This is a genomic window from Oscillibacter sp. PC13, from assembly GCF_900115635.1.
Taxonomy (GTDB): Bacteria; Bacillota; Clostridia; order Oscillospirales; family Oscillospiraceae; genus Oscillibacter.
This window is the reverse complement of sequence record NZ_FOXE01000004.1, coordinates 29,929-44,483: the sequence shown is the minus strand read 5'-3', so window position 1 is coordinate 44,483 and position 14,555 is coordinate 29,929. Positions and strand designations below refer to the sequence as shown.

Genomic DNA, 14,555 nt, shown 5'->3' with positions numbered 1-14,555 from the left:
ATTCTTTTCCTCCTTATAGTGCAAATGTCACGGTTTTGGCTGACGTATCCACATCCACCACCAAATAGCTCCGGCCACTGGCGGCAGCTTTCACGCCACCGCTGCCGTCACTTGCCAGAGTTGCCCAGCCCAAGGACGGCGCTGCCCCATCTGTTTCCACCGTATACCCGGCGGTCACCATGCCTCCAAGCGCCACCGCGCAGGCATCTCCGCCCCGGCTTAGAGACAGTACCATTCCGCAGAACCCGTCTCCATCTCCGCAGCCCGCCACGGTACCGTTGGCGCTGAGCTTGACCATCTCTCCCTCAGACACTCCACTGCAGGCAAACGTCGCGGCCCACTGGCCAATTCCCTCATAAGAAAGTTTCATGATTGTCCTCCTTTATATCATTCGTCCATCAGACGAGAAATGCAGTCTCATCGCCCTGCTCTGCGGCGGCAAAATTCCGCAGTTGCGGGGCAGCTGGAAATCGTTTGTTTACGCTGGCCCCATAGGCCTGCTGCAGCGCCAGGAGCTCTGGCTCCTCCAGCCGCTCTGCCGCTTTAGCAAACGTCTCGCCATCCAACCCGTCATCTGCCAGCATCGCCAGTCGTACCACCTCTCGGCGCAGCTGTTTTAAATATTTCTTACCAAGCTCAGCCTGCTTTTTCAGCTGTGCCAATTCTCCGTTCTCCTGTCCAAATCGTTTCAGAACACCCGCATTTCTTTGTGCCGGTACTGCCACAAACGACCATTCATAGGCATCCGTTGGTTCCCGCAGTTCTGCAAAGCACAGTTTCCCGCCATACCGTTCGCCCCTCACGTGTGAGCAGGTACCGCTTTCTGCGCCGCAGATCGAGCAGGCACTCCTTGCCACGCTGCATCCAATGCTTACCTCCTTCTTAATTCCACCTTCAATCTCCGCTATCAGATCTCTGTTTTTTTCACTGCGCAGAAGATACGCCCACCCCTTCAAATAGCAGTATCCATCTCCGGCTGCTGTAACTTGTGCTGCCTCCCGCACAACCTCTGTGCGATAAATTCTGGCGGTTTGTCCTTCTGCAGACCACTGGTGGTCAAAAATGCCGCTCTTCCCCATCAGCAGATCTCCCAGCGAAGAAAGAGCGGTCTCGTCAAATCGTTCCCAATCCCGGTCCACCTCATTGTCACAAAGCCGCACACTGAAGGTGTAGACCTCCTCCGCCGTCAGCGGAGTCTTTGCCAGTCGATTGATAAATTCCAAGTCTTCCATATCCACACACTTTGTTTGTCCACTCTGGTTTTTCTGAATCTCCACTTAATCCCTCCTTTTCTCCACGGCATCATTTTCAACTCGAAGTTTTCTCGCCTGTTCCCGATACAGATCCGCCTTCGCCTCTTCCACTTCATCCTGAAGGTTGATCTCGTCCCAAACCACATCGAAGCTGCAGCCGTATCCATGCATTCGCAGCCACAGGCTGCAGATCCGCTCCACCACAGGCGTCAGTGTTCGCCGGATGGCTGTAATTTCTGTTGTCAGCAGATCTGCCTGCTGGGAACTCATCCGCTCTGTAGAGCTCCAGTTCAAGCCCAGCATAAACGGCGGAATCCCCGTCTTTGCCACCACCTGCTCCAAAATCTGCCGTACCGGAACATCACTGTCTAATATTTGATTGTCCGAACCAATCACTCGAATATCCACATCGCCAACCGCCACAAAGTCACGAACGCCGCCGTTTCTGCTCTCCTGCATAGCCCGCGACCACTCTCCCGCCAACTGCCAGCTCTGCTCCTGGGCGGTTCCGTCCGCTCCATTTTTGCAAATCACCGCAAACCGCACATTGCCGCACCGCTCCCAATTCACTCCAATTGTGTGGTAAATTTTCATCAAAATGTCCGTCAAAAAGGGCAGTGACCGCAGCAGTGATACGCCATAGGGGCTGTCCGCCTCTGGATTAAAGGGTGTAAACAGCAGCAAATTCTGATAGGGCAGTGGGGACACTCTTCCCTGTTCATCCGGTCCGCAAATGGTGAAATCCAGCGGATGCGCTCCCTCCCGAATATCAATATTTTCCACACGGCCACACAGCAGCGCTGCAATTTCCCGATTTCCAACGGTTGGCACAATTTCTCCAACAGCTCTCCCGCATGTCAGCAGGGAATCCAAATAGCAGTCCAGAAAAGCATTCACGCCAAATTGTCCGCGTCCTGTAGGGACCGTCCGCAGAAAGGTCTGCAGCGATTGCTCTGCCGTCTTGTCGCCGCAAACCGCCGTCATGCCGCCCGTCATACGAATCAACTTATAGATAGCGGCATCCACCACCGGCACAGCCTCCCGTACCGCCCGGTACAGCCGTACTTCTCCGTTGCGCAGCGGCACATACTCTCCCAGCATCCCAAACGGATGCCGTGTGCAGTCTCTCAGCTGCACAGGAACCCCTCCCGTCTGCAGCTTTTGTTTTCGAAAACTCAACATCTCTTAAAATCCTCCACGTTCTACCCAAGTTGCAGCAAAGCCACGCGCTGTCCTTCCGGCTAAGTCCATCGCAAAATACCGCATATCATCCATGGCATGGTCATGTTCCTTTTTCGGTGCGTCTTTTTCTCCTTGCGCGTCCCAACAGTAAAGTTCTATTTCCCGCAGACAATCCGTGCAGCCTTCACAAATTACCATTTGACCATTTTTTAATAGGTTTGCCGTCACCCGGATGCCGTCGGACACACTGTTGTCAGCCCGAATCACGGGGAAATTTTCCCGGCGCAGTGTTTCAATAAAACTGGCTGCCGATGGATCTACAATGACCCGTGTTACGATCCGGCCATTCAGCAGCCGCTTTAAGTCCTCTGCGTATTCCGCATCTGTTTTTTGCCGGCCCTCCCTGCGGGAATCGTAATAGTACTCCTGCACCCGATACCATACAGCATCCTTCTTGCCCCAAATCCCGAAGGATGCCGGATTGGCTGTACCATAGTCTATGGACACCCGCCATTCAGAAAATGCCCCATCCGGTACAGGAACCGCATTTTGTTTCCTATCAAAGAAGTCGTATACCAGCCCCTGAGCCGCCACCCACTCTCCAAGCACAAAGCGCCGGAAAAACACACCTGAATATGCACTTCGGTACCGGGCGCGAATGCGTGGTGTCAGCGCGGGATTGTCCTCCATGGTAAAGTGAAGGTATAATGCTCGGCGCTGTTTTGCTTTTTGGATCCATTCTTGGTAAAACCAATGCTGGGGTCCCTCTGGATTGCAGTTAAACCAAAGCCTGCTTCCCGCCACACTGCATCGGGCACAGGCCTGTTCTACAAAGCTTCTTGGCATCAGTGCAGCCTCATCCAGCAACACGCCAGCCAATGTACTCCCCTGAATGAGTGCTGCGCTGGACTCGTCCCTGCCTCCAAACAGCAAAAATTGGTTTTCGTGATCGTTCAGCCGTACTGTCAGCAAATTTTCCGACCTTTTTTCCTGGCAATGCATTCCCAGCCTTCGCAAATAGGGCATCAAATCGGTCAGCAGGTTCCGCCGCAGAGAGAGAATGGTCTTACCACAGAGTCCAAACTGCTTTCCATCAAAACATGTCATTGCCCATAAGAAAAAGGAAACGCCCATGGAAAAGGTTTTTCCACTTCGAACCGCCCCATCGCAAATCAGGGCATCATACGCTCCGCCTTGGCACCACCAGGTCAAAACACGCTTTTGTTTTTTAGAAAATTGCATGATTTCAGTCGTGCTCCCACCCCGTTTCTTCAACGGCCTCTGCCAAGGCCCGATAGAGCTCTTCGGAGCCATTTTCATGATGGCTGCTGTCAAGCAAATGAAATAGTGTTTCTAAGGCCCGAATCCGATCCACCATTTTCACCTCCATGCCGCCCTTGTCCGTCACCTTAAACTCCGAAACTGCGGACAAGTCCAGTTGCTCTGCCTCCGTCACGCCTTGGGAAAGTGCCAGCTTTACAATATCGTTTGCCCGGCCAAAGGCCAGTTGTGCCAGCCGTCGAAGTACATCTTCCCGTCGAATTTGTCCAACAGCTGTTTCCCGCATCTTCTCCAGCTTCTGCTGCAGTGGTTTCGTTGCGAGCAGTGCAAAGCCATCCGGGAATCCTGTTTCCTCTGCTGCCCGTTCCGGATCCATCGTCTTCAAAAAAGCCCTGCAAAAATTTTTCTGCCGGCCGCTGTCATATTGTTTTTTCAAGCGTTCCCTCCCAACTCTGTTCTCTTCCGCACAAATAGCGTTCACGCAAAAAAAGTTGCACGAGTTCGTGCATTTCTGCTCAAAAAAGAAAAAAAGCTGCTTTCGGCAGCTTCTTTCCCTCTGCAAAAACAATGCTCTGGAGCAAGCTCCAGAGCATTGTTTTCATGCATGTTTTATTTTCAGGCAGCTCTTCCTTTTATATGCTTTACCAAGAATTCTTCTGCAGCCTCCGCGTTGCCAATTCCGTAGAAAATCAGGCCCTTTGCTTGATCCTTGCTCCCCTGGTTCTCAACATCTGTCAGTGGGTGGCAGGCTCTCCATCTCATCTGCTTATGAATCTCCTGGAAGAGGCAGCTTCCCAAAACTAAGCAGTCCTGATCGGCCACATCGCGGACAATCTGATAATCATCGATGTCATCCAAATTCATATAGAAAAAGCTCTTGTCACGCGTCTGCAGGATAACGCGCTGATCCGTAATCCAATACCGGCAGCCGGTCACATTACGCCGTTCCAAGATAGGGGAAATGACTGCAAGTACGGTAATAATTGCCACAAGTCCAACAAATCCCATGCTCCACTGGTCGTTATAATGGAAGTAAGCCAACAACAGGCTAATCGCCGCGATGGGTGCGATAATCCATTTTGCCAAAATTTTAAACTTCGTTCCATTTTCCAGCAGGGGAAATGCCATCGGCTTTCCCTGCCAACAAACACGCTCGTTCCCCTTTAAATAGCTATTCAAATCCTTTTCCATACGATACACACTCCTTTTTCTTGCTCAGCAGGTGTTCTGCTTATTGACTTTATTATAGCCGAACCTATCGTTCAGTCGCTGCTAATCCCGAAAGGTGTCTTGTTAAACCTCTGTGAAGGAGCACGAATTTTCTCTGTTTTGATAATGACTTCTTAGCGGATTTTTAACATCTGCTCTGTTATACTGTATAGAGAAACTGTTTGTATGCACATCTCATGCCATATATCTGCAGCACTATAAAAGGAGGCTCTCTTTTGAATTTTCCAAGCGCTTCGATCCGCTGTCTGTTTTCCTTTTCTTGGCGAGACTGTCTTGTTTCCACAGGCATCTTTTTCTGTGCTGTGGAGTTTTGTATTCTCCTGCGTCTGGCAGACAGCAGCGACGGTTTCGCGTCTCCCATTTTCGTTTTGGCGGTGTTGCTGATCTCCCGTTTAACCAATGGCTACCTTTTCGGTTTGATTGCTTCCGTTCTCGGTGTTATCGGTGTCAATTACATTTTTACATATCCCTATATGGCATTCAACTTCACTCTTTCCGGTTATCCGCTCACCTTTCTAACCTTTCTGATGGTCTCTATCATCACCAGCACTTTGACAACGCAAATCAAGCAGCAGGAGCGGCTGCGGGCAGAAAATGAGAAAGAAAAGATGCGGGCCAATTTACTGCGTTCGGTCTCTCATGATATCCGAACGCCATTAACCTCTATTATCGGTGCCACTTCTGCCATTCTGGAAAACCCAAAGCTCTCTCCCACAGAGCAGCAGGAACTGCTGGAGGATATTCGAAATGAAGCACAATGGCTAATCCGAGTTGTGGAAAACTTACTGTCAATTACCCGCATCGGAGATGCTGGAACTCAAATTACAAAAGAACCGGAACTGGCAGAAGAGGTCCTGGGTGAATCCGTGCGAAAATTTCGCAAGCGATTTCCTGCCGTAGCGATTTCAGTGGAAGCGCCCAGCGTCCCTCTGTTTGTTCCAATGGACCCCATTTTAATTGAGCAGGTTTTATCCAACCTTTTGGAGAATGCTGTCGTCCACGGAAAGACTACCTCTCAAATTCGGCTTTCTGTACAGGAAAAGGAGCATACCGCATGTTTTTCCGTATCAGACAACGGACAGGGAATTCCAAAAAAGGAATTTCACACGCTGTTCGACGGGACGCTGAAGCACAGTGAAACGTCTTCCGGAGACGGGAAACGCAACATGGGCCTGGGCCTTTCTGTGTGCTTGGCAATTGTTCGAGCTCACGGCGGCACAATGAACGCAAAAAATTTATCCGAGGGCGCTGAGTTTTCTTTCCGTCTGCCCCTTCCCAAAAAGGAGGAACTATCAATATGAATATTCGAGAAAAAATTTTAGTTGTGGAAGATGAAAAAAGTATCTCTCACTTCATCTCCACCATTCTAAACAATAATGGGTATGAGGCGATGCAGGCTCGTTCCGGTACAGAGGCTCTCTCCATGATCTCGTCCCATTGTCCTGATTTAATCATTCTGGATCTTGGATTGCCTGACATGGATGGTACGGAAATTCTTCAAAATCTTCGAAGCTGGTCCAGCCTTCCCGTTGTCGTTGTGTCCGCCCGTTCCCATGAGCAGGACAAAGTGGATGCCTTGGATTTGGGGGCCGACGACTATTTGACCAAGCCCTTTGGCACGGATGAACTGTTGGCCCGTGTGCGCACTGCCATTCGACACACACGCACCGCTTCCGGTAATGATGAAATTGCCCGAAATGGCACCTATACTGTCCGGGATCTGACTATCGATTATAATAAGCACCAGGTTTTAATGCGGGGAGAAAACGTGCATTTGACACTCAGCGAATTCCGCATTGTGGCTCTACTGGGCAAATACGCTGGCAAAGTCCTGACCTATGATTTTATCATTAAAGAGCTCTGGGGCCCCAGAGCCAGCGGCGACAACCAGATTCTCCGTGTCAACATGGCAAATATTCGCCGCAAAATTGAAAAAAATCCCGCTGAACCAGAGTATCTCTTTACCGAAGTCGGTGTTGGATATCGGATGCTGGAAGGTGATTAATCGTTTTTCCTCACTCCCCTGCCAAAAGCAGGGGAGTTTATTTTTTATATATTCTTAGCGGTGATGGTCTTTTCTTTGCAAAGCCCGAACTGTATTCTCCTTTCTTTTAGCATCATTTTCCTCTGGATTCTGCTATTCTGTTTGTAGAGTCTTTGTTACGATTCCTCAGGAATTTTTTAAAAGGAGTGTGTGTTTTATGGCAACTTTTGTACTGGGCTTGGTCATTCTATTTGCAGGCGCTGCATTATACGGCCGCTTCTGTGAGCGGGTTTTCGGTCCTGACGACCGAGAAACCCCCGCCTATTCCAAGCAGGACGGCGTAGACTATGTCCCCATGCAGGGGTGGAGAAATGGCCTCATCAATCTATTGAATATTGCAGGCACCGGCCCGATTATCGGGCCAATTCAAGGCATTCTGTTCGGGCCCATCGCTTTTCTTACTATCCCCATCGGAAACATCATTGGCGGTGCCATGCACGACTATTTCTCCGGCATGATCTGTCTGCGGGACGGCGGCACCCAGATGCCTGATATGATTCGCCGCTATAGTAACAAGGGTATCTATGCCGTGTACCAGGTGTTCTGCAGCGTGTTGCTGCTGTTGGTAGGCGCTGTGTTCATCTATACTCCCGGTGATATTGCTGCCAAGCAGGTCTTCGGCTTCAGCGGCTCCGCCACCGCTGTCTCTACTTGGGTCATCTATGGCGTAATCTTCCTCTATTACCTCTGTGCCACCGTATTTCCAATCGATAAGATTATCGGCCGTATCTATCCAATCTTCGGTGCAATTTTGCTGTTCTCCGCTCTTGGTGTGTTCATCGGCCTGTTTGTCAAGGGTTATCCATTGCTGAATGTATGGGATGACTGGAACGGCGGCCTTATCGCCTATGGCGACTACTTTGGTGAGAAGCACTTCATCCCCATTTTCTTCATTACCGTGGCTTGCGGCATTCTCTCCGGTTTCCACTCCACCCAAACAGCCATCATCACCCGCACCATGAAAAGCGAAAAGCAGGGTCGGATGACTTTCTATAACATGATGGTTCTGGAAGGCTTTATCGCCATGGTCTGGGCCGCTGGTGCCATGGGTGTGTACAATCTGGGTCTTCAGGAAGCCGCCTCCAATTTGGCTACCGACACCATTGGTGTGGTCTGCCGTGATATCCTGGGCAACGTAGGCGGCGTCATTGCCCTGCTGGGCGTCATCGTCCTTCCCATTACTTCCGGCGATACTGCCCTGCGGGCTCTCCGCCTATCCATCTCCGAATCCTTCCACATTGACCAGAGTTCCAGTGCCAAGCGCCTGTCTCTGTCCGCTGTCATTTTTGCCATTGTGGCTGTCATCCTAGTTTTTTCCAAGAGCAATCCCGAGGGCTTCACCATTCTGTGGCGGTATTTTGCCTGGTCCAACCAGACGCTCGCTCTGTTCGCCTTCCTTGCAATCTCCGTCTGGATGTTCGAAAACCACAGGCAAAAATTTGTTTGGCTTCCTCTGATTCCAGGTGCCTGGTATGCTTTCGTCACTGTGACATATATCATGAATGCTCAAATCGGCTTCCGTATCCCCTGGACCGGCGCCTATATCATCGGTGTCTGCGCTTCCGCTGCCTATGTGGCTGTAATTCTCTGGTATGGCAATAAGCGTGCAAAATCCATTTCTCTGAAATAGGAATTTTGTCGCTGACTTCCTCTCTCTTCTCGGATTCCGCCGTAAGCATTTGCGGCGGAATCCATTCTTTGCAAACTGTATTTACCCCGCTGACCAGGTTGGGCCAGCGGGGTAAATATGCGTCCTCAGGTTTAGGCATATACAATTATCATACCGGTCATTATCCCGATAATAGCTGCCAGGGCCGGAAGCTTAGATTGCCACATAAGGCTGGCCTCCGGCAGCAATTCTCCATATACGACGTACAGCATCGCGCCAGAGGCAAAGCTCAACGAAATCGCCAGGGACAACGGCCCCATACTTCCCAGGAAATACCCCAAAATTGCTCCCAAAATAGTTGGCATCCCTGTCAAAGCCGTTACCAATATCGCGGCAGGCCGATGCATCTTCCCAGAGACCAGTGGCACCGCCACCGCCATTCCTTCCGGAATATTGTGAAGTCCAATCACCACAGCCATCATCAGTCCACTTCTCGGCAGCAATCCGCTGCTTTTTGTCCCTGCAAAAGCAGCTCCAATCACCATCCCCTCCGGAATATTATGAAGAGCAATGGCCGCCGCCATGACCACACCTGCCAGGAAGAGGTCTCCACCGTTCTTTCGTACTCCCTGTGCCTGTCGCCTCCCGTCCACAACTGCATTCAAAAGGCCAATGACGCCATATCCCATTAAAACACCCGCAAGTATCAATGCCAGGCTGGTCTGCCGATCACTTCCCTCTGGAAAAAGCGCATCTGTCAGCAGGTCAAAACACACCACCGCCGTCATAACTCCAGCGGCAAAGCTCAAAAGCAAGCTGATCATCCGGTCTGAATCTTTTCGGAAAAAGCAGGAAATAACTCCCCCAAGCCCTGTCCCGCCCACGCCGGCTACAGTTGTCATGAAAATCACATCAATCAGCAGGTTCCTCACAGCCTTTCTTGTGTTCTATAAAAAGGCCAGGAAGTCAACTCTCGTCAACTTCCTGGCTTATCAGAAAGATTCCTTTGTAAAGTCGCATTAAAGCAACAGATAGAGAAGGAAGGCCACCATACCGCACCCGGCCAGCAGCAGATCAAATGAGAATGTCTCTCCCACCAAAAAACGCCTGGGCTTTTTTCCATATGTGCCGAAGTTTTCATCATGTTTCGGCACAAAAATTCCCGGTGCCCTGGTAAATAGAATTCTCTCTCCGACGAATACCAGCAGATCGCCTATGGATGCCACGACTCTGGCGCAAAATGCCCCAGCAAATACCAGTCCCCGCAGCATTGGACGATACAGCCGTTCCTCCAGATCCAACCACTTTGGCCAGCAATCCACATACACTACCGTACCGGCCTCTTTCCGCATCAGCAACCGCCGCACCACCACTAGATAAACCATCGCACCAATAGCAAGGGAAACACACGCTCCCTTCAAATTCACCCAGGCAAAATAAGAGACCGCGTGGCCGTGATCTGCATACAAAAATTCCGCAGCCCACTGCGCAATGGGCTCCATGGTAATTCCGGGTGTCATCCCCAGCAGCAGGAGTGCCAATGTGCCGCATGACAATGCAATCACCGTTCCCTGTGACATATACTCCCGTACGGCAGGCCGCTGGCCTGCCGCCTTAGGTGCAACAAAAATCGCCACAAACAGTTTTGTCATATAGGCTGCCGTCAGCCCTCCGGAAATCAAAAACAGCCACTCCACCGCTTGAAATACGCCGCTGGCAGCATCCGCACGCTCCAATATATGAATGTACTCGACAATGCTCTCGTGGAGCAGGGTCTTGCTCACATAACCCGAAAATCCAGGTACACCTGCGATGGAGGCCGCTCCCACGAAAAACACCCCCTTCAGCCATGGCTTATTTCGTCCCCAGCCCCGGATGTCGTTAAGATTGAGGGAATGCGCTCCCACATAGACCACTCCCGCCGCCACAAACAGAACCAATTTAATCAGACTGTGGTTCAGCATATGCAGTACCGTCCCCCAGGCCGCTAGGGCATTTTCCCCATTCAAATATCCCTGCATTGCCACGCCCACTAGAATAAACCCTATCTGGGACATAGAAGAACAAGCTAATGTCCGTTTCAAATCAATAGAAAATACCGCCAGTACCGCCCCCAGCACCATGGTAGTCACACCTAGGGCCAGTACCACTCTATTCCACGGCGCATCTGCCCAGAACAAACCGCGGGAAATAATCAAAACGCCAAATACGCCGCTCTTGGTCAGAATACCGGAGAGCAGCGCCGATGCCGGTGCCGGTGCCACCGGATGGGCCCTCGGCAGCCAAATGTGCAGAGGATACATCCCCGCTTTGGCCCCAAATCCGATTAGGCAGCAGCCGCCCGCCGTATACAGCAGCCCCTTTTTTTCTGCAGGAAGTGCCATCACCAGATCCCGGAGTCTTGCAATCTCCAGACTTTCAAGCAGATCATTTAGCAGCAGTAATCCCGCCAGCAGTGTCATGCCTCCTATGACTGCCACTGCCAGGTAGGTTTCTCCCGCCCGCAGAGCTTCCGCTGTCTCGTTTTGTGCCACCCAGACATAAGAGGTAAACGACATCATTTCAAAGAACATAAACAATGTAAACAGATCTGCCGCAAGAAATACGCCCATCAGAGCTCCCAAGGTCAACAGCCAAAACAGGTAAAACCGGTTGCAGCCCTCTGCTGCCGCAAAATATGGCGGGCAGTTCAGTCCCGTCATCGCCCACAAAAAAGCTGCAGTCAGTACCAGCAGGCTGCGCAGGCTCCCTGCTGTCAGCTGTAGCCCAAGGCCGCATACTCCGGGAAGCATCAGTGATGCTCCCGGCCAGAACAGCAGGCACACCGCAGCGGCCAGCTCTATGATGGGAACGATCTGAATAAACCGGTTCCGATACTCCCGACTGCGCCGCCGCAGAGGAAACACTGCCACGGAAGATGCCATGGGAAAGAGAATTAAAAACAGCATCAAATATGAACCCATCCGCTTCCTCCCTATAGTGCGCCCTGTGCGACCAGTGTCAAAAAGTCAATGACCCGGTCAGAGCACAAGGCCAGCATCATACCTGCCGTGGTCAGCAGCACCAGCGGTACGGTCATCGCCTTTCCGGGATCATGAATCATTTCCAGCGCCTCCACATCCAGTTTTCCAATGGGAAAATATGCCCGTACTACAATAGTCATCAGATAGAGCGTCGTCAGCAGCGTCGATAAAATCAACGCTCCAATTCCCACATAGGCCAGCGGATTTCCAGAGGCAACCGCCCCCTCGGAGATCATCCACTTCCCAGCGAAACCGCCCAGTGGAGGCAAGCCGATCAAAGCAAAAGAAGATACCGTGAACGTTATGAATACCACCGGCATCACCCGCCCGAAATTTTCCAACTCATATACATACTCCCGTCCGCTTTTGTGGATAATGGCTCCCGCACAGCAGAACATTGTAATCTTGATCACCGCGTGATACACCATATGGGTCAGTCCGCCTAGTAATCCGGCAGGACTCATCAGCGTCAGAGCAAATAGGATGTAGGAGAGATTGCTGACCGTAGAAAAGGCCAGCCGCCGCTTCAGATGGGGCGTCCGCAGCGCTCTGGCAGATCCATATACAATGGTGGCAATTGTCGCCCCCATCACCACAGTCTGCGCCCATGTCCCCCGCAGGAACTCCGCTCCATATCCAAAATAAATCAGCCGCAAAACTGCAAAAGCGCCGGCCTTCACCACTGCTACTGCATGTAGCAGTGCACTCACCGGCGTAGGAGCCACAGAGGCGTCCGGCAGCCAGCCATGAAACGGGAAAATTGCGGCCTTCACACCAAATCCAAAAAAAGCCCCCACAAAAACAACCAGCAGCGTCTGCTCATTTCCCGCTACCCGGTTCATGTCCAGCACACCGCCATAAGTAAAGTTCAGATGCCCGACGCCATAATTCAATAAAAACACAACGCCGATAAAGGCAAATGCCGCACCCGACAGCGAATAAATTAAGTACTTTCTTCCTGCGTACCGGGCCTTCTCATCCATCGCATGCATCACCAAGGGCAGAGTCGTCAATGTCAGAAGCTCATAGAAAAGATACAGCGATAAGAAATCCTCAGAGTATGCAATTCCCAGTACCACGCCAAAAGCAATCAGCCAGAATCCGAAAAAGCGGCTCTCATGCCCCTCATGGGACATGTAGTCCAGCGCGTATATTGTGATCAGCGGCCACAGAGCAGAGACAATCGCACCATATACCATAGAAACGCCGTCAATCCGCAGGGAGATCGAAAAGCTCTCAGAAAAGCGTACCAAGATGCAGGCCAGCACATCGCTGCCCTGAAGGTATGTCAGTACGATGCAGGCGCCGGAAAGAACGGCTGTCGCAATCACTGTGGCCATAATATACGTATTTCTCACCTTACGATCCTTCGGCTGTATGACCAACAGTCCAATGCCCAGCAGCATGGGAACCAAAATCGGCAGTGTCAAAAACCGGTGCACATGTGCACCTCCTTTTCATGTATCTCAGGGAAACAGCTGTATCGACAGCTGCTGCAGCCATTGAATCACCCCGCCCGGGAACAGACCCAGCAACATTGAAACGACAGAAAGCACAATCATGGGCACCGTCATCTGGGGACCCACTTCCTTCCGCTCGGCAATAAATTCCTTTCCAGGAAAGAACCCCGTCGTTGCAATCGGCAGCAAGTAGCCGGCCGTCAACAGCGCTGAGAGAATCAGTACCACCATCCCTGCCATGCCAAAGGCCCAGGAAGCTCCCTCCAGCCCAGCCGAAATCAGATACCATTTGCTGACAAAGCCCGCCATCGGCGGAATTCCAATCAGCGACAAGGCAGATGCAGTAAAACACAGCATGGTCACCGGCATCCGCTTTCCAACTCCCCGCAACTGATCTACCCGCAGAAAACTCGTGGACATAATGACGGCACCCGCTGACAAAAACAAGGTATTCTTGGCAACTGCATGGAAAACCATTTGCAGCATTCCCGCCAAAAGCCCCTCCGGTGTCAGCAGCAATACGCCGAACAGCACATAGGACACCTGGCTCACCGTGGAATAGGCCAGTCTCCGTTTCAACAGCTTCTCTCGGTACGCCAGCATGGAACCAACAAATACCGTTGCCAGGGCCAGAACCAGCAGGACGTACTGGGGCCAGCTTCCCTGCAGGAAATCCGGTCCAAACATATAATAAGTCACTCGGATGATTGCCAGCACACCACCCTTGGTAATCACACCAGACAGTACTGCAGAGGCCGGAGCCGGAGCCTCTGGATGGGCTGAGGGCAGCCAAGCCTGCATGGGCATCATCCCCGCCTTAGCACCAAAGCCTATAATCATCAAGCAATATGCCCATAACAGCAGCGAGCGATGCTTCTCTGCTGTTATGAGATTCATAGCGCCGCCCGCCACAAAATCCGGCACCGCCAGATAGTACGCAATAAAAAAATATCCTGCCAGCGCCATGCCAGCACCAAATACGGAATACCCCAGGTATTTGAATCCAGCCCGCCGGGAAGCTGATGTGGCATTGTGAAGTACCAGCGGTACTGTGATCAGGGACATCACCTCAAAAAACATATACATGGTCACAAAATTTGCGGCCATGGCAAGTCCTATCAGCACTCCAAGCGTCATGGTATAGAACCCCAGGAACTGTCTCTCCCGCGCTGCATGCTTAATATAGGGAAAGGAGAACACAACAACCGGTGCCCAGATACATACCACCAGCACCATAAAAAACTTGGCCAGGCTGTCATTGCGCAGCGCTAAGCGCAGTCCGCCCTGAATGGTCAACAGCTCCATGGTTTCAAGCGGCAAAGCGCAAATGCCAAAAACCAGGACCGCTGTGGCCAGAACCAGTACGAACGTCAATCGATTGCGAGGTTGTTCCTCCTTCTGCCGAAACACAAAGATGCCACCGATCAATGGCAGCAAAATAGGCAGCAATAACATGGGCAAATACCTCTTCCG

At 51.5% G+C, this 14,555-nt stretch carries 13 protein-coding genes; 3 read left to right on the top strand and 10 right to left on the bottom strand.

Annotation, left to right across the window (positions count from 1 at the left end):
• Positions 1-13: 13 nt before the first annotated feature.
• The 6 genes from BMZ81_RS03065 to BMZ81_RS03040 form a co-directional block, all read right to left on the bottom strand.
• Positions 14-370, bottom strand: coding sequence for a hypothetical protein (locus tag BMZ81_RS03065; protein ID WP_091128498.1), 357 nt, complete (start codon positions 368-370; stop codon positions 14-16).
• A gap of 28 nt (positions 371-398) precedes the next feature.
• Positions 399-1,277, bottom strand: a complete 879-nt coding sequence (locus BMZ81_RS03060) for a hypothetical protein (RefSeq protein ID WP_177187176.1) — start codon at positions 1,275-1,277, stop codon at positions 399-401.
• A complete protein-coding gene (locus BMZ81_RS03055) occupies positions 1,278-2,390 on the bottom strand; it encodes a serine/threonine protein phosphatase (protein WP_347498045.1) in 1,113 nt (370 codons plus the stop codon). It lies immediately after the preceding gene.
• A 48-nt stretch (positions 2,391-2,438) separates the two neighbouring features.
• The gene (locus BMZ81_RS03050) at positions 2,439-3,677 is read right to left on the bottom strand and encodes a PBSX family phage terminase large subunit (RefSeq protein WP_091128493.1); all 1,239 of its coding nucleotides are present in this window, start codon (positions 3,675-3,677) and stop codon (positions 2,439-2,441) included.
• Between the two features lie 4 nt (positions 3,678-3,681).
• A complete protein-coding gene (locus BMZ81_RS03045; RefSeq protein WP_091128490.1) occupies positions 3,682-4,152 on the bottom strand; it encodes a terminase small subunit in 471 nt (156 codons plus the stop codon).
• Positions 4,153-4,331: 179 nt separating this feature from the next.
• Positions 4,332-4,907, bottom strand: a complete 576-nt coding sequence (locus BMZ81_RS03040) for a hypothetical protein (RefSeq protein WP_091128489.1) — start codon at positions 4,905-4,907, stop codon at positions 4,332-4,334.
• A gap of 254 nt (positions 4,908-5,161) precedes the next feature.
• Between BMZ81_RS03040 and BMZ81_RS03035 the strand changes: the two genes are divergently transcribed.
• From BMZ81_RS03035 to BMZ81_RS03025, 3 genes are all read left to right on the top strand, one after another.
• Positions 5,162-6,247, top strand: a complete 1,086-nt coding sequence (locus BMZ81_RS03035; protein WP_242942551.1) for a sensor histidine kinase — start codon at positions 5,162-5,164, stop codon at positions 6,245-6,247.
• Positions 6,244-6,951 (top strand): response regulator, encoded by a 708-nt coding sequence (locus BMZ81_RS03030; RefSeq protein ID WP_091128487.1) that lies wholly within the window; start codon positions 6,244-6,246, stop codon positions 6,949-6,951. The genes BMZ81_RS03035 and BMZ81_RS03030 overlap by 4 nt, the downstream gene beginning before the upstream one ends.
• Positions 6,952-7,147: 196 nt before the next feature.
• Positions 7,148-8,620, top strand: a complete 1,473-nt coding sequence (locus BMZ81_RS03025; protein ID WP_091128485.1) for a carbon starvation CstA family protein — start codon at positions 7,148-7,150, stop codon at positions 8,618-8,620.
• 131 nt (positions 8,621-8,751) lie between these two features.
• Here BMZ81_RS03025 and BMZ81_RS03020 read toward each other — a convergent pair whose 3' ends face one another.
• The 4 genes from BMZ81_RS03020 to BMZ81_RS03005 all read right to left on the bottom strand — a co-directional run bounded on the left by BMZ81_RS03020 (position 8,752) and on the right by BMZ81_RS03005 (position 14,537).
• The gene (locus BMZ81_RS03020) at positions 8,752-9,531 is read right to left on the bottom strand and encodes a ZIP family metal transporter (RefSeq protein WP_242942550.1); all 780 of its coding nucleotides are present in this window, start codon (positions 9,529-9,531) and stop codon (positions 8,752-8,754) included.
• Positions 9,532-9,618: 87 nt separating this feature from the next.
• Positions 9,619-11,562, bottom strand: coding sequence for a complex I subunit 5 family protein (locus tag BMZ81_RS03015; protein WP_091128483.1), 1,944 nt, complete (start codon positions 11,560-11,562; stop codon positions 9,619-9,621).
• 11 nt (positions 11,563-11,573) lie between these two features.
• Positions 11,574-13,064, bottom strand: a complete 1,491-nt coding sequence (locus BMZ81_RS03010; protein ID WP_242942549.1) for a complex I subunit 5 family protein — start codon at positions 13,062-13,064, stop codon at positions 11,574-11,576.
• 24 nt (positions 13,065-13,088) lie between these two features.
• The gene (locus BMZ81_RS03005) at positions 13,089-14,537 is read right to left on the bottom strand and encodes a complex I subunit 5 family protein (protein WP_091128481.1); all 1,449 of its coding nucleotides are present in this window, start codon (positions 14,535-14,537) and stop codon (positions 13,089-13,091) included.
• Between the last annotated feature and the right edge of the window lie 18 nt (positions 14,538-14,555).

Excerpts from the sequence above, each read along its gene's own strand:
- BMZ81_RS03025 (WP_091128485.1), top strand. The coding sequence starts at position 7,148 with ATGGCAACTTTTGTACTGGGCTTGGTCATTCTATTTGCAGGCGCTGCA.
- BMZ81_RS03065 (WP_091128498.1), bottom strand. The coding sequence starts at position 370 with ATGAAACTTTCTTATGAGGGAATTGGCCAGTGGGCCGCGACGTTTGCC.
- BMZ81_RS03030 (WP_091128487.1), top strand. The coding sequence starts at position 6,244 with ATGAATATTCGAGAAAAAATTTTAGTTGTGGAAGATGAAAAAAGTATC.
- BMZ81_RS03050 (WP_091128493.1), bottom strand. The coding sequence starts at position 3,677 with ATGCAATTTTCTAAAAAACAAAAGCGTGTTTTGACCTGGTGGTGCCAA.
- BMZ81_RS03015 (WP_091128483.1), bottom strand. The coding sequence starts at position 11,562 with ATGGGTTCATATTTGATGCTGTTTTTAATTCTCTTTCCCATGGCATCT.
- BMZ81_RS03040 (WP_091128489.1), bottom strand. The coding sequence starts at position 4,907 with ATGGAAAAGGATTTGAATAGCTATTTAAAGGGGAACGAGCGTGTTTGT.
- BMZ81_RS03005 (WP_091128481.1), bottom strand. The coding sequence starts at position 14,537 with ATGTTATTGCTGCCTATTTTGCTGCCATTGATCGGTGGCATCTTTGTG.